Raw genomic sequence first — 18,191 nt, 5'->3', positions numbered from 1 at the left:
CGGTGCGCATCTATAACCAGGAACGGCCGCATACGGCCTTGCAATACAAAACGCCCGATGCGGTGCATCGGGCGTTTCTACAGCAGTAAATACTGTCAACCTATTTTAGGACTGGACACAGAGCGCGTCTGGCGATCAGGCGAAAGGCGTCAGCAGGGTGATCATCTGGCCAAAGATCTTCGGGCTGGCGGCGATGACGTCGCCCTTGTACAGGTAGTCCGATTCGCCGGAAAATTCACCGACGATACCGCCCGATTCCGTGATCATCAGGGCGCCGGCGGCGATGTCCCAAGGCTTCAAGCCTTTTTCGTAGAAGCCGTCCAGGCGGCCGCAGGCGACGTAGGCCAGGTCCAGCGCGGCCGAGCCGGCGCGGCGCACGCCCTGGCTGCGTTCACCCATGATCGCGTACATCTTCAGGTATTCGTCCAGCGCGCGGGCGCTGCCGGCCACGTAGCCGGTGCCCAGCAGGGCGTTCGAGATGCGGTCCAGTTTGGTGACGCGGATGCGTTTTTCGTTCAGGTAGGCGCCGGCGCCCTTGGTGGCCGTGAACAGGTCGTTGCGGACCGGATCGTAGATGACGGCTTGCGTGACGACGCCGCGATGCGCGAGCGCGATCGAGATGCAGTACTGCGGGAAACCGTGGATAAAGTTGGTGGTGCCATCGATCGGGTCGATGATCCACTGATATTCATTCTCGTCGTGCGAGTTGGCGGAAGCTCCCGATTCCTCAGCCAGGAACGCGTGGTCCGGGTAGGCTTTGGACAGCACCTCGATGATGGCTTGTTCGGCCGCCTGGTCGACGTCGGTGACGAAATCGTTATGTTGTTTTTCCGTGACGACGACGCGGTCGAGGTCAAAAGAGGCGCGATTGATGACGGCGGCGCCGCGGCGGGCGGCTTTGATCGCCGTGTTGAGCATTGGGTGCATGTGAGCTTCCGTTAAAAGCACGCCACCGCCCATGGCCGCCTTGCGGCGCCGGTACGATAGAGTGCAAGAATGAATTAAAGAGCGGAGCGGTGCCGAAGTGGTTAAAATCCCGGCCTGGCGTCAGCGTTTTGTGACTCCGTTTCCCGAAATTTCCTGTATCGATACCGCGCAATAGCGCTATTTTAAATGAATCTGCCCGAAATCAACACGTCTCTTTTCACACGCCTGCGATTTATTCTTGTCGAAACTAGTCGTCCTGGCAACATTGGCGGCGTCGCGCGCGCCATGAAAACGATGGGTTTTTCCGATCTGGTGCTGGTCAACCCGCGTTTCCCCGACGCCTTGACGGACGCGGAAGCGGTGGCCTTCGCCAGCGGCGCGCAGGATATTTTGTCCGGCGCGCGCATCGTCGGCTCGATCGCCGAGGCGCTCGAAGGCTGCAATTACGCGGCGGCCGTGTCGGCCCGCTTGCGCGAATTCTCGCCGCCCGTCACCGCCCCGCGCGCCATCGCCAGCCAGCTGGCCGCCAGCGCAGACCTGCACGCAGCCGTCATCTTCGGCAACGAGCGCTTCGGCTTGCCCAACGAGATCGTCGAGCAGTGCAATGTGCTGATCAACATTCCCGCCAATCCCGCGTACTCGTCGCTGAACCTGTCGCAGGCGGCGCAAGTGGTCGCCTATGAATGCCGCGTGGCGGCCCTCGGCGATGGACAGCTCGCCAGTCCCGTCGGTTTCCATGGCGACGCGGCCAGCCTGGCGCAGGTCGACGGCATGTATGCGCATCTTGAGCAGGCGCTGGTGGCCATCGATTTCCTCGATGCCGACAATCCGAAAAAGCTCATGCCGCGTCTGAAACGCCTGTTTTCGCGCACGGGGCTGGAGACGGAAGAAGTCAATATCCTGCGCGGCATCGCGCGGCATATCCTGGCGGTGGCGAAAAAAGGCCCATGATCGAGACGCGGCTGCTGCGCCAGTTCATCGCCGTCGCCGAGGAACTGAACTTCCGGCGCGCGGCCGAACGGCTGCACATGGCGCAGCCACCCCTGTCGCAGGCGATCCTGCGGCTGGAAGAAGCCCTGGGTTACCCCGTATTCGAGCGCACGAATCGCAAGGTCAGCCTGACGTCGGCCGGCACGGCTTTCCTGGCCACGGCGCGCCAGGTGCTGGCCAGTCTGGAAGAGGGCGTGGCCGCCGCGCGCCGCGTGGCGCAGGGCATCGAAGGGCACGTGCGCCTGAGTTTCATCCACATCACGCCGTATGTCCACGTGCTGGACGCCTTGCGCGCCTTCCGCCTCGCCTCGCCGGCCGTGCAATTGACCTTGCGTGAAGCGTCGACGCAGCAGCAGGTCGAGTGGCTGGAAAAAGGCGAGGTCGATATCGCCCTGCTGCGCGCGCCCGGTCGCAGCACGCCGGGCTTGCGCTTCGAGCGCTTGTCCGGCGAAGACATCGTGATCGCGCTGCCATCCGGTCACCGCTGCGTGGGCCAGACGCGCGTGGACCTGGCGGAGCTGGCCGGTGACGATTTCGTCGCTTCGCCGCGCGACCTGGGCCAGGGTTTCCACGACCAGCTGGCCAGCCTGTGCCTGCATGCGGGCTTCGTGCCGCACGTGGCGCAGCAGGCGCGCCGCCTGCAAACGGTGCTGGGCCTGGTGGCGGCCGGTTTCGGCGTGGCCCTGCTGCCGGCCAGCCTGGGCGCGTGCATGCCGGCCGGCGTGGTCATGCTGCCGCTGGCAAGCAACGCGCCCGCGCCGCTGCGCCAGCTCGACCTGTACATGGCGTGGGACCCGCGGCGCACGTCTCCCGTGCGCGAGCGGCTGCTGGCGCAGCTGCGGCTGTGCGCCACTCAATGAAACTTTGAACGTCTCGTTTCAAGATAAATAAGATATTTTACAGATGATGGCCCAGGGGCCAGCATGGCGTTTTGATTTGCTGGAAGCGCCATGTCTCCTGTATCTATCCGCACCGCGGCATCCCTGCCGCCCGCGATTTATCTGCTCTCCCTGTGCAGCTTCGCCTTCGGCCTGTGCGAATTCATCGCCGCCGGCTTGCTGTCGCCCATGGCGCGCGACTTGCACGCCAGCGTGGCGGCGACCGGCGGCGCCATCGCCGCGTATGCGCTGGGCGCGGCCATCGGCGCGCCCGTGCTGACGGCCATGCTGGCGCGCCGGCCCGTGCGCCAGATCCTGGTGGCCAGCATGTTCGTGCTGGCGGCCGGCAGCGTGGCGATGGCGCAAGCGCCGGCACTGGGCGCGCTGCTGGGTGTGCGCTTTGCCGTGGGCCTGGCGCACGGCGTGTTCATGGCGGTGGCCTCGCACGCGGCCACCAGCCTGGTCGATCCGTCCCGCGCGGGCAGGGCGCTGTCCATCGTCTGGCTGGGCCTGACCCTGGCGCTGGCCGGCGGCGTGCCGCTGGGGACGTGGCTGGGCGCCGTCGCGTCGTGGCGCTGGGTGTTTGCCGCCATCGGCGTGCTGGCCCTGTGCGGCGGCGCCGGCTTGCGCTGCGCCATGCCGGCGGCGCGCCAGCAGCTTGCCGCCGTATCGGCTCTGGCCAGCTTGCGCGCCATCCTGCAGCCGCCCCTGCTGCTGGCCGCTGGCGTGGCGGCGCTGGTCAGCGTGGCCACCTTCAGCTTTTTCACGTATATCTCGCCCTTCCTGCTGCAGCTGGGCGGACTCGACGCGGGCTGGCTCAGTGCCGCCATGCTGTGCTTTGGCGCGTGCGCCATCGGCGGCAACCTGCTGGGCGGCTGGTGCGCGGATCGCCCGTCCGCGCTGCGCTCCACCGTGCTGGCGCTGGCCGCGCTGGCGCTCAATCTGCTGGGGTTTTATCTGTTGCGCGCCCAGCCATTGGCCATGCTGGCCCTGTGCGGCACGTTGGGCATGCTGTTCTTTGCCCTCGTGACCCTGTCGACCATGCGCCTCTTGCTCCTGGCACAGCGGCATTGCCCGGGCAGCGACGCCGTGGCGGCGGGCCTGAATATCGCGGCCTTCAATGCGGGCACGGCCCTTGGAGGCGCGCTGGGCGCCACCTTGATTGTCACCTTCGGCTTGCCCAGCATCGCCATCGGCGGCGCGCTGGCGGCGCTGCTGGCCATGCTGCTGCTGTGCTTCCAGTCGCGCAAACTAGACGCGCCGCTCTAGTTTTTGCGTTCAAACGCCCCCTGCCTTTGGCGTACACTGGCCGGCAAAAGGCGGTACAAAACAAGGGGACACATGGGATTGCAACGCAGATCGTTTCTGAAACTGGGCGTGCTGGGCGCCTGCGCGCTGGCCGCCGGCGGCGCCGCGTACCGCGCGCTGCGGGGGCCGGCGGCGCCTGGCCGCTTCGTGCTCGATGGCGCGGCGCGCGCGGCGCTGGCGGCCATCGTGCCGGCCATGCTGGGCGAGGCCTTGCCGCACGGGGGCGATGCGCGCAGCCGGGCCCTCGACGGCGCCATCGCCGGTGTGGACACGGCCATCCATGGCTTGCCGCTGGCGGCGCAGCAGGAAGTGCAGGATTTGTTTGGCTTGCTGGCGCTGGCACCCGCGCGGCGTTTCGTCGCCGGCGTGAAAGATGGCTGGCCCGAGGCCGACCCGGCCCAGGTGGCAGCCTTCCTGCAGTCGTGGCGCACGCACCGCCTGGCCACCCTGCAGACGGCCTACCTGGCCCTGCACGATTTGATCCTCGGCGCCTGGTATGCCGATGCCGCCCACTGGGCCGCCATCGGCTATCCGGGACCGCTGCCCGAACTGAGCGCATAAGGCATCCATGAGCACATCCCCCATACCCGACCCCATCGCCGCCGGCATTGCCAGCGGCTGGAACGTCACCGACGCCAGCAGCCTGGCCGCCGATCGCACCTTTGAGGCCGATGTCGTCGTCATCGGCAGCGGCGCCGGTGGCGGCGTGACGGCGGAAATCCTCGCGCTGGCCGGCCTGAAAGTGCTGATCGTCGAGGAGGGCGGCCTGAAGTCCTCGAAAGACTTCAAGATGCGCGAAGCGGACGCTTATCCCACGCTGTACCAGGAATCTGCCGCGCGCAAGACGCGCGACAAGGCCATCAACATCCTGCAGGGGCGCACGGTGGGCGGTTCGACCACCGTCAACTGGACCTCGAGCTTTCGCACGCCGCCCGGCACGCTGGACTACTGGCGCCAGCATTTCGGCTTGTCCGGCTATGCCGTCGATGCCATGGCGCCGTGGTTCGCCATGATGGAAAAACGCCTGCACGTGAGCGACTGGGCCGCGCCGCCCAACGAAAACAACGACTTATTGCGCCGTGGCGCCACGGCGCTGGGCATCCCCACGGCCGCCATCCGGCGCAACGTGAACGGCTGCTGGAACCTCGGCTACTGCGGCATGGGCTGCCCGACGAACGCCAAGCAATCGATGCTGGTGACGACGATCCCGTCGGCGCTGGCGCTGGGCGCCGGTCTGCTCGTGCATGCGCGCGCCGAGCGTTTCAGCTTCAAGGGCGAGCGCATCGACAGCCTGCAGGTGACGGCGCTGGACGCTGCAGGGCAGGCGCCGACGGGCGTGCGCCTGACGCTGCGCGCGAAACACTTTGTGCTGGCTGGCGGCGCCATCAACTCGCCGGCGCTGTTGCTGCGCTCGCAGGCGCCCGACCCGCATGGCTTGCTGGGCCAGCGCACCTTTTTGCATCCGACGGTGATCTCGGCCGGCCTGTTTCCCCAGCGCGTCGATGCCTATGCGGGCGCGCCGCAGACGATCTATTCCGACCATTTCCTGCACGCCGCGCCCATCGATGGCCCTATCGGCTACAAGCTTGAGGCGCCGCCCCTGCACCCGCTGCTGATGGCCACCACCATGGGCGGCTTCGGCGATGAACATGCGCGCACCATGCGCGCATTTCCCCATGCGCACGGCTTGCTGGCGCTGCTGCGCGACGGCTTTCACCACGACTCGGCGGGCGGCAGCGTGTCGATCGACAGCTTCGGTGCGCCCGTGCTCGACTATCCGCTCACGCCCTTCATCTGGGATGGCGCGCGGCGCGCGCTGCTGTCGATGGCGGAAATCCAGTTCGCGGCCGGCGCGAAGAGCGTGTATCCCGTGCATGAGCTGGCCCGCCACTACACCAGCTGGGCGCAGGCGAAACAGGCCATCGGCGATTTGCCGATGAAGGCGCTGCTGGCGCGCGTGGTGTCGGCCCACGTGATGGGCGGCTGCGCCATGTCGGACGATGCGCGCCTGGGCGTGACGGGGGCCGATGGCCGCTATCACGGCGTGCGCAACCTGTCCGTGCACGACGGTTCGCTGTTCCCCACCTCGATCGGCGCCAATCCGCAGCTGAGCATCTATGCGCTGGCGGCGCGCCTGGCCAGCGGCCTGGCGCGGCAGTTGACGGGCAAGCCTGCCCCCGTGCCCATGCCTGTCGCCGCCCCGGCCACTGCATGATCGCGCGCATCCTCAAGTGGCTGATGCTGCTGCAGGTGCTGGCCGTGCTGGGCGTGGTGTACCTGGCGATGCAGGCGTGGGGCGTCGCCTCGCCGGTGCTGGCCGTGCTGCTGGCGGGCGCCATGCTGCTGGCCGTGCGCGCGCTGATCGTGGCGCGCAATTTTTGGGAAAGCCGGCGCCTGGGCAGCCCGGTACCGCTTGAATACCAGCTGGGCGCCATGGGTGCCGCGCGTCTGTTTTTCGGCGAGCTGTGCGCCACCTTGTGGACCTCGTCGTGGGGCATGCTGCGTCCGCGCCTGCATGCGGCCGACATGATCCCATCTGGCCAGGGCCTGCCGGTGCTGCTGGTGCACGGCTATGTGTGCAACCGCGGCTATTGGACAAAGCTGAGCCGGCAGCTGGCGCAGGCGGGCATCGTGCACAAGGCGATCGACCTGGAGCCGATCGACGGCGACATCGAGGCGTTCGTGCCGCAGGTCGAGCAAGCCATCACCGAGCTGTGTACTCGCACGGGCAGCGACCGCGTGATTCTCGTCGCCCACAGCATGGGTGGCCTGGTGGCGCGTGCCTGGCTGCGCCATTACGGCGCGGCCCGCGTGGCGCGCATTATCACCATCGGCACGCCGCACCACGGCACGGCGCTGGCCAACCTGGCGGCGGGCGCGAATGCGCGCCAGATGAGCCGTATCGATGGCGCACCGAGCGGCTGGCTGGCGCAGCTGGCCGCCAGCGAGGCAGCGGAAACGCGCGCCCTGATCACCTCGATATATTCACACCACGATAATATTGTCGCGCCGCAAACTTCCGCGCACTTGCCCGGCGCGCGCAATATTGCCTTCGGCGGCATCGGCCACGTGGCGCTGGCCAGCGATGCGCGCGTCCTGCGCCAGCTGTTAGCGGAAATTACTATCAAGTGCGAAGTCGCCCAGCCCCCTTCCAGCCCCCATTTTTCCTGAATCCTGTTGTGTTTTATCAGCATGGCAAGACTGTCTCTTTTGACTCTGCTGTTGCCCAGGTTTAACAGGGTCAGGCCCAGAAAATGCTGTTTTCCACTGGCGTCCTGTATTAAGCTAGCATCACGAAGGTGACGGCCAGCAATCATTGCCGAGGCCGTATGCGCCGCGCCACAGCGATCCGCATGCGAGATATTTGCGGGGATGCATGGCAGGATGTTGTAGGATCAGCATGTTGCCGCGCAAGCGGAAAGATCGGTGCAGGCAGAATATGAGTCTATGCAGTTTTCATGGGGGGTGCTAATTGTCCGCACGTATCCTGATTATCGAAGATAACGCCACCAATATGGAATTGATGGTGTACCTGTTACGTGCCTTCGGGTACACGCCGCTGGCCGCCTATGACGGCGAAGAGGGCGTGCGCATGGCGCGCAGCGAATTGCCGGACTTGATCATCTGCGACGTGCATTTGCCCAAGCTCGATGGCTATGGCGTGGTGGCCGAGCTGAAGAAAGACCCGCTGCTGCGCAAGATTCCGGCCCTGGCCGTGACGGCGCTGGCCATGGTGGGTGACCGCGAACGCCTGCTCGAGGCGGGTTTCAATGGCTATATCGGCAAGCCGATCGAGCCGGACCTGTTCGTGGCGGAGCTGGAGTCTTTTTTACCCGGGGCGCCGTCGACGCCAGTTAAAAACGACATAGCTACCATCTTGATCGTCGACGATCATGTGCTGAACCGCGAATTCCTGACCGCGCTGCTGGGCTACGGCGGCCACCGCCTGCTGGAGGCGGCCAATGGCGCCGACGCGCTGGAAATATTGCGCACCGAGCGGCCGGACCTGATCATCTCCGACATCCTCATGCCGAACATGGACGGCTACGAATTCGTCACGCGCGTGCATGCCGATCCCGCGCTGATCGACGTGCCCATCATTTTTTATACGGCCACCTACCGCGAGCAGGAAGCGATCTTGCTGGCGCAGGCGTGCGGCGTGCGCTGGGTGTTGCCCAAGCCGTCCGACCCTGAAGTCATCGTGTGCACGGTCAACGAGGCGCTGGGACTGATGCCGGCGGCCGCCCAGGCGCCCATTGTGGCGGGCAGTGCTGCGCCCCTGCCCGCCACTGGCAAGCTGGCCGCCATCGATCACCAGGTCAGCGGCTACCTCGACGAACTCGAATCGAGCAGCCAGCAGATTTCGCAGCTGGCCAGCCAGCGCGACGGCCAAGCCGCCCTCCCCGAAGACCTGGGCATCATGACGGAGCGCCTGTCGCGCTCTCTGTCGAGCCTGCAGGCGGTGAGCCTGCGCCTGACGGCCTTGATCGAGCTGGGCATCGAACTGGGCGCCGAACGCGATCCGCGCGCCTTGATCGAGGCGGGCTGCAAGGTGGCGCAGAATATCTGCGTCTCCAGGTATGCCTGCATCGGCGTGCTGGAAGAGGGCGCCGAAAAGCTCAGTTATTTTTCCTCGTGCGGCGCCGAGAAAGACCTCGAGCGCATTGCCAGCGCGCCGCGCACGGGCATCCTGAACCGCTTGCTGGAACAGCGCCAGCCCTACCGTGTCAATGGCTTGAAAGGCGACCCCGGCGCGCTGGGCCTGCCCGACACGCACCCGCCCGTGCACTCCTTCCTGGGCGTCGCCATCGCCTCGCGCGAGCGCAGCCACGGCTGGCTGTACCTGGTCGACAAGCTTGGGGCGAACGAGTTTTCCGAAGTCGACGAACGCGTGGCCGCCACGGTGGCGGCGCAGATCGCCGTCGCCTACGACAACCTGCTGCTGTACGACGAGATCAAGCGCCACCATGAGCAGCTGACCCTGGACATGGCGGCGCGCATCCGTCTCGATGAAGACTTGCGCCGCTTCCGCCTGGCCATGGATGCCACCGCCGACGCGATTTTTCTCGTCGACCGCGCCGGCATGTGCTTCGTCGACGTCAACCAGACTGCCTGCCGCATGCTCGGCTTTGAGCGCGAGGATTTCCTGCGCGTGGGGCCGGGGCGCGCGAACGAGGGCGAGACCCCGCTGGAAGAGCTGTACAACAAGCTGCTGGCCGGCGACCAGGGCGGCCCGATGACGGAATTGCAGCTGCAGCGCAAGGATGGCTCGCCGCTGTCGGTGGAAGTGCAGCGGCGTACCCTGCGCTCGGGGCAGAGCTGGATTCTGGTGGCCGTGGCGCGCGACATCACCGAGCGCAAGGATGCCGAGCAGCGCCTGATGAAGCTGGCCCATTTCGATACCTTGACGGGCTTGCCGAACCGCAGCCAGTTTTACGCCTCGCTGACCCATTCGCTGTCCCAGGCGGCCGAACACCAGTGGGCCGTGGCCGTGCTGTTCATGGACATCGACCGCTTCAAGAATATCAACGACACCCTGGGTCACACCATCGGCGACGACCTGCTGCGCCAGTTTTCCAGCCGCCTGGTCGATTGCCTGCGCGTGCGCGATACCAGCGGCCGCTTTGGCGGCGATGAATTTGCCACCATCCTGGTGCTGCCAGAAGGCGTCCAGCATGCCGTGGGCGTGGTCGAGAAGATCCGCGAAGCGATGCGCAAGCCCTTCGACTTGCAGGGCCACGAGGTGACGGTGACGGTCAGCATCGGCATTTCCGTGTTTCCCGACGACGGCGTCGATGCGGACACCCTGATTCAGTATGCCGACACGGCCATGTACCGCGCCAAGGAGGCCGGGCGCGACGCCTTCCGCTTCTTCACGGCGGAAATGAACGCGCAATCGATGGCGCGGCTGGACATGGAAAATGCCCTGCGGCGTGCCATCGACAACGAGGAATTCGTGCTGTTTTTCCAGCCCAAGGTGAATATCATCTCGGGGCGCATCAGCGGCGCCGAGGCGCTGATACGCTGGCGCCGCCCCGGCCACGGCATGGTCTCGCCGGCCCTGTTCATCCCGCTGCTGGAAGAAACGGGGCTGATCGTGCGCGTCGGTAACTGGGTGCTGGACGAGGCCTGCAAGAAGATCAGCGAGTGGGGTGCCAGCAGCATCGGCCCGGTGCACCTGTCGGTGAACGTGTCGGGCATCCAGTTTTTCGTCGGCGGCCTGGAAGAAGAGGTGCTCAAGGCGATCAGCAAGCACGATATCGCGCCCGACCTGCTGGAGCTGGAGCTGACGGAAAGCTCGCTGATGTCGAACGCCGAGGAAACCATCGCCGTGCTGCGCAACCTGAAGGCGCTGGGTATCCAGATTTCCATCGACGATTTCGGCACCGGCTATTCCAGCCTGGCCTACCTGAAGCGCTTCCCCATCGACAAGCTGAAGATCGACATCGCCTTCGTGCGCGAAGTGACCAGCAATCCGGACGACGCGGCCATCGTGCTGGCCATCATCAGCATGGCGCACAGCATGAAGCTGGAAGTGATTGCCGAAGGCGTGGAAAACGATGCGCAGCTGGCTTATTTGCGGCGCCACGGCTGCGACGAGATGCAGGGCTATTATTTCAGCCGCCCCGTGCCGCAGGAAGAATTCGAGCAGATGCTGATGGCGGGCAAGCTGCTGCAGGCGCCGCAGGATGCGGGCAGCGAAGAGCAGCAAACCTTGCTGATCGTCGACGACGATGTCTTCATGCTCGACGTGCTCAGCGACTTCCTGGCGCAGGACGGCTACCGCATCCTGACGGCGCAGACGGCCGCCGAGGGCTTCGACATCCTGGCGCGCCACAAGGTGCAGGTGATCCTGTGCGACCAGTGCATGCCGCTCATGAGCGGCACCGAATTCATGGAGCGGGTCAAGCACCTGTGCCCCGATACTTTCCGCATCATGCTGTCGGCCTTTGCCGACCTGACGCCCATCATGGCGGCCATCAACCGTGGCGCCGTCGACCGCTTCTATACCAAGCCGTGGAAAGGCGCCGTGCTGCGCGAGAATATCCGCGAAGGCTTCCGCCTGCACAAGCTGTTGCATGGCCAGGTGAAAGCGGCCGCCTAGGCGCTTGCCACTGCGTGTGCTGGCGCACGTTCAGACGCAGCTTTGCATCGAATTAGACTCCCGTCTCTAGTTTTGCTCTCTAGAATAAAAGCATCCATGAAGTGGCATGGCCTTTCATATGACGGGAGCGGGCGATGGTGAAGAAATTGAAGGAATTGACGGAAGACAAGGAATTGGCGAGCGCCGTGCGCTCGTCCGCGCAGCAGATCTGGCAAGCGGGCCTCGGTGCCTTCGCCAAGGCGCAGGAAGAGGGCGGGCGCGTGTTTTCCAAGCTGGTCAAGGAAGGCACGGAATTTCAGAAGCGCGCCGAAGACAAGGTGGCCGATGTCGGCGACAGCGTCAGCAAACTGGCCGATGGCGTGGGCAAGCAGGCCAGCGGCTCCTGGGACAAGCTGGAACAGGTGTTTGAGGAGCGCGTGGCGCGCGCGCTGGCCACCATCGGCGTGCCGATGCAAAACGATATCGCCGCGCTGCATGCCAAGATCGATGCCTTGAGCTTGCAGGTGGCGGCGCTGTCGGCCAAGGCCGCGCCGGCGCCCAAGCCGAAGGCGGTGGCCAGGCCCGCCGTGAAAGCGGCGCCGAGCAGCGTAGCGAAAGCCGCGCCGAAGGCAGCACCGAAGGCGGCCGTCGACAAGGCCCTGGCCAAGCCGGCGGCCAGGGTCGCACCGCGCGCCGCAGCCAAGCCGGTGAGCAAGCCAGTGAGCAAAGCGGTGAGCAAACCCGCCGCGAGGCCGGCGGCAAAGAAAAAAGCGCCAAGCGCCTGAGCAGGCGCCGCATCCCTCCAGCCTGCTCGCGCAGGCTTTTTTTTGCCCGCGTTTTTCACCTGCGCCGTGGGGCGCAGTGTTTCATTACGGCTATCTTAGGTGGTATGCTTGAGGCAGAACACAGAGAGATTGCCCGCCATGCTACAAAAAGCACCACGCCGTACCCGCGAACGCATCCTGGAGTTGTCGCTGCGCCTGTTCAATGAGTTTGGTGAGCCGAATATCACGACGACGGTGATTGCGGAAGAGATGAATATTTCGCCGGGAAACCTGTATTACCACTTCCGTAACAAGGATGACATCGTCAACTCGATCTTCGTCCAGTTCGAGGCGGAAATCGAACGCATCCTGACCGTGCCTGACGGGCGCCGTTCGAATATCGAGGATGTCTGGCTGTATTTGCACCTGATGTTCGAACTGATCTGGCGCTACCGTTTTTTCTATCGCGACCTCAATGATTTGCTGTCGCGCAACCGCAAGCTGGAACTGCACTTCAAGCTGATCCTGGCGCACAAGATCAAGGTGGCCACGCAGCTGTGCGAAGATTTGCGCAGCGAACAGTCGTTGGAAGCGTCGGACATGGAAGTGGCTGCCATGGCGACGAATATGGTGGTCGTCGCCACCTACTGGCTGTCGTACGAATATGTGCGCAACCCGCGCAAGTACAGCGAGCAGCAATCGATGTCCGATGCGCTGGCACGCGGCTGCTACCAGGTGTTGTCCCTGATCGGCCCGTATTTGCGCAATGAAACGCATTTGCTGTTTCGCAAACTGTCGGAAGAGTATGTGACCAAACTCAAGAACGACTGACGCGGTTGCTGGCGTCACGTCGTCCATTACAGGAGAGATATATGGCTTGGAAACAATTCCCCTATCCGGACGCAGCCTATGTCTACACGCCGCAAACCCTGGAAGCGGCCTGGGCGCGCCTGCATGCGGGCGATGTGGAACCGTTTCCCACGCACGCGGCGCTGGTGCAAGCCTGGCTGGCCTTTCACGCGGGCGACTTCGAACGCGCGGTGAAGCTGGGCCTGGCCGTCGGCGTGCCCGGCTATGCGGTGGCGCACAAGGCGACCTGCATCTATGCCACGCACCTGGAAGTGGAGGAGCGCCAGAAACTCGACATGTACGAAGAGGTGGCGGAGCGCTGCGAGCGCCAGCAGAGCGAACAGCCGGACAACCCGGCCGGCTACTACTGGCATGCCTACAGCCTGGGCCGCTACGCGCTGGGCACCTCCGTCGTCAAGGCCCTGGCGCAGGGCATGGGCGCGCGCGTGCGCAACAGCCTGGACCGCACGATGACGGTGGCGCCCATGCATGCGGAAGCGCATATTGCGTTTGGGATTTATCATACGGAAATTATCGACAAGGTCGGCGCCATGATCGGCAGCCTGACCTATGGCGCCAACAAGGAAGATGGCTATCAGCACTTCAAGACGGCGCTGGCCTTGATGCCGTATTCGGCGCTGGCGCACAGCGAGTATGCGCGCGCCTTGAACATGCTTGACGGAAAGAAAAAGCTGGCGGAAGCGCTGGCCCTGTATGAAAAGGCGGCCGAGTGCGAGGCACTGGACGCCAAGGAGCGCCTCGAGGTCGAGGCGGCGATCGATGAATTGAAAGGTTAGGAACGACTGTGATCAAGGCTTTATGTGTGTACTGTGGCGCCAACGCGGGCGTCTCGCCTGACTATGCGGTGGCGGCGCGCGAACTGGCGCGCGTGCTGGTGGCGGAAAATATTTCACTGGTGTATGGCGGCGGCAAGGTCGGCCTGATGGGCGTGATCGCCGATGAAGTGCTGCGCCTGGGCGGCGAGGTGACGGGCGTGATTCCCACCCAGCTGGTGGAACGCGAAGTGGGCCACATGGGCTTGACGCGCCAGTTCATCGTGAAGGACATGCATGAGCGCAAGGCGATGATGGCCAGCCTGTCCGACGCCTTCATCGCCATGCCCGGCGGCTATGGCACCCTGGAAGAGCTGTTCGAGATGCTCACCTGGGCCCAGCTGGGCTTGCATGCCAAGCCCATCGGCCTGCTCAATGTCGACCGTTTCTATGATGGCTTGCTGGCGTTCGTGGATAACGGCAAGGAACAGGGCTTCATCCGCCCGCAGCATGCAGCCTTCCTCAATGCCGACGCCGATCCCGCCGCGCTGGTGCAACGCCTGAAGGAATGCGCGCCCTAGTGCTTGCGCCGCGCTTCACGACCAGAGGCGCTGGCCCGACAGGTCGAGCTGGGTCAGGTACAGGCGCACGTCGAATTCGTACTGGTGGTATTGCGGTTCCATATACGTGCACAGCTTGTAGAACGGCTTGTCATGTTGCTTTTCTTTTACATGCGCCAGTTCGTGCACGGCGATCATGCGCAGGAATTCCAGCGGCACTTCCTTGAACATGGTGGCCACGCGGATTTCATGCTTGGCCTTGAGCTTGCCGCCCTGCACGCGCGAGATCGAGGTATGCAAGCCCAGCGCATGCTGGATCACGTGGATCTTGCTGTCGAACGCCACTTTGTTGATGGGTTCTGCATTGCGCAGGAATTCATTCTTCAAGTCTTGCACGTACTGATACAACGCCTTGTCGTTGCGCACATCGTGCGCATTCGGGTAGCGTTTTAACAGCACTTCGCCCAGCTTGTCCTGCGCGATCAGTTGTTGCACTTGCGCTTGCGTTTGTTCGGAATAGGCGCTCAGGTATTTCAGGGATGGCTGCATGCGGGGAAGGGCGGGGCGGGGCGCGAATGTGTCAGTAAGGCGAGAATGTACCATACCGCCGCGCCCCGCGCTGCGCCAGCCCCGGCACGGGGCTGCCAGGGCCGCCCCGTGCCGTCGTCAAGCCGCGTGCCAGGTCAGCCCTTGTCGTCTTCGTCCTTGTTGCCCTGCCGGCTGGCCTTCGACTGTTGCTCGGCGCTGCCGCCGCGTGCCGCCGTGCTGCCGCGGCTTTCATTGGCGCGCTGGGCCGATTGCCGGCTTTCGCCGCCCTTGCGGCCGATTTCCGCCATGTGTTCGCGGTTGCGGCTGACGGCTTCACCGCCTTTTTGCCCGGCCCGGCGTGCTTCTTCCGAGTCGAATTCATGCGCCGTGCCCTTTTGATGGGCTGCCTGACCGCCCTTGCTTGCAATTTCGCGTTGCTGCTCCTCGTTCATGGCGGCGAAACCGCGCTTGCTCGTGCCTTTGCTGCTGCCCGATTCGCCCGCTTTCTGGCTGCTGCCAGCGCCTTTGCCCTGCTCATTACTGTTAGCCATGTCGCTCTCCTTGCTGTCGGGTGGGGGTCACTGTTCAATGCGCCTGATCGGATTGCCTGCCGGTCTCACGGCCCTGGCCCGCGCCATCGCGGTGGCCCGTGGCATGCATTTTTTCGATCATGTCACGCTGGCGCTGCGTGGCTTTTTCCGTTTCCTCGGCCGTCTTGCGCACCACTTCATCGGCGAAGGCCACGGCCGTGCGGCTCGCTTCGGGCAGGTGGTTTTCCGCCGTGCGGTTCATCTCGACATTGGCGTTGGCGACCAGGTTGCCGAGTTGCTGCTGGTACTGGCGCAGCTTGTTGCTGCCCGGCTGCAACTGGGCGGCGGCCAGCGACATGAACTCGCCCGTATCGCGCGCAGACAGCAGTTGCTGGCTGGCATTGCTCCATTCCTGCAGCAAGTCTTGCGCCAGCCGCAGATGCAGCTCGCTCAGTTGCTGCGCCGTATCGAACAGCTTGCGCGATAGTTCCGTGGCGAAATTAAGCTGGGTTTCCAGGTGGGACTTCAGGGCGGGGCTGAGACTGGGGGACATACTGTTTGTGAACATGTTCTACCTCAATGAAAATCTGGTCCGAGAAACACCCGGTGTACCGGATGCGACGTGTGCTGAAACAAGCAAAGAGATAGACGCCGGAAGGCGTGCCAGGTTCCACGCCAGGTGCCGGTTTGGCGCGAGAATGATGCCTGGCAGGCGGAAAAACGCGATGACTTTGTGCCAGATCAAAGGAACGTCAATCGGCTCGTCACCGCCGGTTGCCATGCAGCTTGCGTGGAAAATGCAGGTTTACAAGCCCGGCCGTGCGACAATAGCCGACTCGCGGCAGCGCAGCCGATGGCCGGCGCGCGTGGCTGAGCCGAGCATAGCCCACCTTTTTTGCCTTATTCCGCGACCATGACGCATCCCGAATACATCCTGACCCTGTCCTGCCTGGACCAGCGCGGCATCGTGCACCGCGTGTCCGGCTTCCTGGCCGAACACGGCTGCAACATCCTCGATTCCGCCCAGTTCGGCGACCAGGAATCCCAGCTGTTCTTCATGCGCGTGCATTTCGCGCTGGAAGACGGCGCCGTCAGCGACGCCCAGTTGCGCAGCGACTTCGCCGACCTGTCGCAAGTCATGCAGCTCAATGGCCAATTCCATGGCCAATTGCACGATGCGCGTGTCAAGCCGCGCGTCATGCTGATGGTGTCGAAGATCGGCCATTGCCTGAACGATTTGCTGTTCCGCTACAAGAGCGGCTTGCTGAACGTGGAAATTCCCGCCATCGTCTCTAACCACATGGAGTTCTACCAGCTGGCGGCCAGCTACAATATTCCCTTCCACCACTTGCCGCTGGCGGCCGGCGCGCCGGAAGCGGCCAAGCTGGCGCAGGAAGCGAAGATCATCGAGCTGATGGACACGCACAAGATCGACCTGGTGGTGCTGGCGCGCTACATGCAAATCCTCTCGCCCGGCCTGTGCCAGGCGCTCGACGGGCGCGCCATCAATATTCACCATTCCTTCCTGCCCAGCTTCAAGGGCGCCAAGCCGTATGCGCAGGCGCACCACCGCGGCGTCAAGCTGATCGGTGCGACGGCCCATTTCGTCACGGGCGACCTGGACGAAGGCCCGATCATCGAGCAGGATGTCGAGCGCGTCGACCATGCGATGGATGCCGAGACCCTGACGGCCATCGGCCGCGACGTCGAATGCGTGGTGCTGGCGCGCGCCGTGAAATGGTTCGTCGAGCACCGCATCCTGAAAAATGGCGACAAGACCGTGGTATTCCGCTGATACCGACTTCACTATTCACTTTACCGAGACAGAAACACGATGGCCCTCAAAGCAACCATTTTCAAAGCCGATCTGCAGATCGCCGACATGGACCGCAATTACTACCAGGATCACGCGCTGACCCTGGCGCGCCACCCGTCCGAAACGGATGAGCGCATGATGGTGCGCCTGCTGGCGTTCGCCATCCACGCCGACGAGGCGCTGACCTTCACCAAGGGCTTGTTCGACACGGAAGAGCCCGACCTGTGGCAGAAAGACCTGACGGGCGCCATCCAGTTGTGGATCGAAGTCGGCCAGCCCGACGAAAAGCGCATCCTGAAGGCCTGCGGGCGTTCGGAACAGGTCATCGTCTATAGCTATGGCGCAACCAGTCACATCTGGTGGAAGCAGATTGCCAACAAGCTGGAACGGGCGAAGAACTTGACCGTGATTAACCTGCCCTCCGAGGCGGCGCAAGACATGAGCAAGCTGGCGCAGCGCAACATGCAGCTGCAATGCACGATCCAGGATGGCCAGATCTGGCTGACCGACAGCGTCAACACGGTCTTGATCGAGCGCGAACCGGTGAAGCCGGCGCGCTGATGTTGACTGTTTGAAACGCAAAAAGCCCGGATCGCTCCGGGCTTTTTGCGTTGCGGTAGCGCTTTTATGCGGCCGCGTCTTCGTCGTTGCTGACGATCACCAGCAGCTGCGCCTGCTGTGCGCCGATGCTGCGCGTGCGGTGCGGAATCAGGGCGTTGAAATAGACGGAGTCGCCCGTTTGCAACTGCACGGTTTCCTGGGGAAACTCGATTTCAATCGTGCCCTGGTGCACGAACAGGAATTCCTCGCCGGCATGTTCCTTGAAGGCGGAGGCGACGAAATCGGGCGCCGGATACACCATGAAGGGCAGCATTTTCTTTGGTGCCACGCCGGCCGCGATGCTGGCGAAATGCGGCAGCGGCGGCATCGCGCCCGCGCTGCGCGGATCGCCGGCGCGCGTGATGGTGACGGCCGCCTGCTGGTGGCTGTCGCTGAACAGCTGCTCCACGTCCACCTGCATGGCGTGCGACAGTTTCAGCGCCACAGCGATCGAGGGCACGCTCAGGCCCCGCTCCACCTTGGACAGGTAACTCTTCGTCAAGCCACTCTTTTCCGCCAGCTGTTCCAGGGTCCAGCCCTTGTGTTTTCTCAGCAGTTTCAGACGCATAGCCATGGTTGCATCG

19 protein-coding genes are annotated in these 18,191 nt (G+C 64.1%); 14 read left to right on the top strand and 5 right to left on the bottom strand.

The genetic code is table 11. The annotated features are described in order from the left end of the window. Window positions 1–89: integrase core domain-containing protein (locus tag ACP7DW_RS25845; RefSeq protein WP_426057343.1), on the top strand; the 89-nt coding region annotated here is incomplete at its 5' end. Window positions 90–135: 46 nt separating this feature from the next. On the opposite strand, the gene ACP7DW_RS25840 is transcribed toward ACP7DW_RS25845, so the two are convergent. Beyond that, a complete protein-coding gene (locus tag ACP7DW_RS25840) occupies window positions 136–918 on the bottom strand; it encodes an inositol monophosphatase family protein (protein ID WP_035826389.1) in 783 nt (260 codons plus the stop codon). A gap of 195 nt (window positions 919–1,113) precedes the next feature. Here ACP7DW_RS25840 and ACP7DW_RS25835 point away from each other — a divergent pair, with 195 nt between their 5' ends. The 11 genes from ACP7DW_RS25835 to ACP7DW_RS25785 all read left to right on the top strand — a co-directional run bounded on the left by ACP7DW_RS25835 (window position 1,114) and on the right by ACP7DW_RS25785 (window position 14,154). Continuing rightward, window positions 1,114–1,878, top strand: coding sequence for an RNA methyltransferase (locus ACP7DW_RS25835; protein ID WP_426057340.1), 765 nt, complete (start codon window positions 1,114–1,116; stop codon window positions 1,876–1,878). Next, the gene (locus ACP7DW_RS25830; RefSeq protein WP_426057339.1) at window positions 1,875–2,777 is read left to right on the top strand and encodes a LysR substrate-binding domain-containing protein; all 903 of its coding nucleotides are present in this window, start codon (window positions 1,875–1,877) and stop codon (window positions 2,775–2,777) included. The genes ACP7DW_RS25835 and ACP7DW_RS25830 overlap by 4 nt, the downstream gene beginning before the upstream one ends. A gap of 90 nt (window positions 2,778–2,867) precedes the next feature. Further along, a complete protein-coding gene (locus tag ACP7DW_RS25825; protein WP_426057338.1) occupies window positions 2,868–4,064 on the top strand; it encodes an MFS transporter in 1,197 nt (398 codons plus the stop codon). 72 nt (window positions 4,065–4,136) lie between these two features. Continuing rightward, entirely contained in the window at window positions 4,137–4,664 is a 528-nt protein-coding gene (locus ACP7DW_RS25820; protein WP_426057337.1) for a hypothetical protein, read from the top strand. Between the two features lie 7 nt (window positions 4,665–4,671). Then, window positions 4,672–6,318 carry a GMC family oxidoreductase N-terminal domain-containing protein gene (locus tag ACP7DW_RS25815; RefSeq protein ID WP_426057336.1) on the top strand — a complete coding sequence of 549 codons (1,647 nt, stop codon included), beginning with the start codon at window positions 4,672–4,674 and terminating at the stop codon, window positions 6,316–6,318. Further along, the gene (locus ACP7DW_RS25810; RefSeq protein ID WP_426057335.1) at window positions 6,315–7,274 is read left to right on the top strand and encodes an esterase/lipase family protein; all 960 of its coding nucleotides are present in this window, start codon (window positions 6,315–6,317) and stop codon (window positions 7,272–7,274) included. The genes ACP7DW_RS25815 and ACP7DW_RS25810 overlap by 4 nt, the downstream gene beginning before the upstream one ends. Window positions 7,275–7,575: 301 nt before the next feature. Next, window positions 7,576–11,208, top strand: a complete 3,633-nt coding sequence (locus ACP7DW_RS25805) for an EAL domain-containing protein (RefSeq protein ID WP_426057334.1) — start codon at window positions 7,576–7,578, stop codon at window positions 11,206–11,208. 134 nt (window positions 11,209–11,342) lie between these two features. Continuing rightward, entirely contained in the window at window positions 11,343–11,972 is a 630-nt protein-coding gene (locus ACP7DW_RS25800) for a phasin family protein (protein ID WP_426057333.1), read from the top strand. A 138-nt stretch (window positions 11,973–12,110) separates the two neighbouring features. Then, window positions 12,111–12,782 carry a TetR/AcrR family transcriptional regulator gene (locus ACP7DW_RS25795; protein WP_034758777.1) on the top strand — a complete coding sequence of 224 codons (672 nt, stop codon included), beginning with the start codon at window positions 12,111–12,113 and terminating at the stop codon, window positions 12,780–12,782. Between the two features lie 41 nt (window positions 12,783–12,823). Further along, on the top strand, window positions 12,824–13,597 hold the full coding sequence (locus tag ACP7DW_RS25790) for a hypothetical protein (protein WP_426057332.1): 774 nt from the start codon (window positions 12,824–12,826) through the stop codon (window positions 13,595–13,597). Between the two features lie 11 nt (window positions 13,598–13,608). After that, window positions 13,609–14,154, top strand: coding sequence for a TIGR00730 family Rossman fold protein (locus ACP7DW_RS25785; protein ID WP_282408712.1), 546 nt, complete (start codon window positions 13,609–13,611; stop codon window positions 14,152–14,154). Between the two features lie 15 nt (window positions 14,155–14,169). Here ACP7DW_RS25785 and ACP7DW_RS25780 read toward each other — a convergent pair whose 3' ends face one another. The 3 genes from ACP7DW_RS25780 to ACP7DW_RS25770 all read right to left on the bottom strand — a co-directional run bounded on the left by ACP7DW_RS25780 (window position 14,170) and on the right by ACP7DW_RS25770 (window position 15,744). After that, window positions 14,170–14,682, bottom strand: coding sequence for a YgjP-like metallopeptidase domain-containing protein (locus tag ACP7DW_RS25780; RefSeq protein ID WP_071078582.1), 513 nt, complete (start codon window positions 14,680–14,682; stop codon window positions 14,170–14,172). Between the two features lie 134 nt (window positions 14,683–14,816). Next, complete coding sequence (locus ACP7DW_RS25775; protein WP_426057331.1) at window positions 14,817–15,212, bottom strand: KGG domain-containing protein; 396 nt, start codon at window positions 15,210–15,212, stop codon at window positions 14,817–14,819. A gap of 34 nt (window positions 15,213–15,246) precedes the next feature. Then, complete coding sequence (locus tag ACP7DW_RS25770; RefSeq protein WP_426057330.1) at window positions 15,247–15,744, bottom strand: phasin family protein; 498 nt, start codon at window positions 15,742–15,744, stop codon at window positions 15,247–15,249. Between the two features lie 360 nt (window positions 15,745–16,104). Here ACP7DW_RS25770 and purU point away from each other — a divergent pair, with 360 nt between their 5' ends. Next, window positions 16,105–16,986: a formyltetrahydrofolate deformylase gene (gene purU, locus ACP7DW_RS25765; protein WP_298412192.1), complete on the top strand. Its 882-nt coding sequence runs from the start codon at window positions 16,105–16,107 to the stop codon at window positions 16,984–16,986. A 39-nt stretch (window positions 16,987–17,025) separates the two neighbouring features. After that, a complete protein-coding gene (locus tag ACP7DW_RS25760; protein ID WP_071078577.1) occupies window positions 17,026–17,568 on the top strand; it encodes a YaeQ family protein in 543 nt (180 codons plus the stop codon). 64 nt (window positions 17,569–17,632) lie between these two features. Here ACP7DW_RS25760 and ACP7DW_RS25755 read toward each other — a convergent pair whose 3' ends face one another. Next, window positions 17,633–18,181, bottom strand: a complete 549-nt coding sequence (locus ACP7DW_RS25755) for a helix-turn-helix domain-containing protein (protein ID WP_426057329.1) — start codon at window positions 18,179–18,181, stop codon at window positions 17,633–17,635. Window positions 18,182–18,191: the final 10 nt, after the last annotated feature.

Source organism: Janthinobacterium sp. PSRC1-1 (assembly GCF_049897525.1).
In the GTDB taxonomy this organism is placed as follows: Bacteria; Pseudomonadota; Gammaproteobacteria; order Burkholderiales; family Burkholderiaceae_D; genus Janthinobacterium; species Janthinobacterium tructae.
The sequence above is the reverse complement of the archived record's forward strand: the minus strand, read 5'-3'. Positions and strand labels throughout refer to the sequence as shown.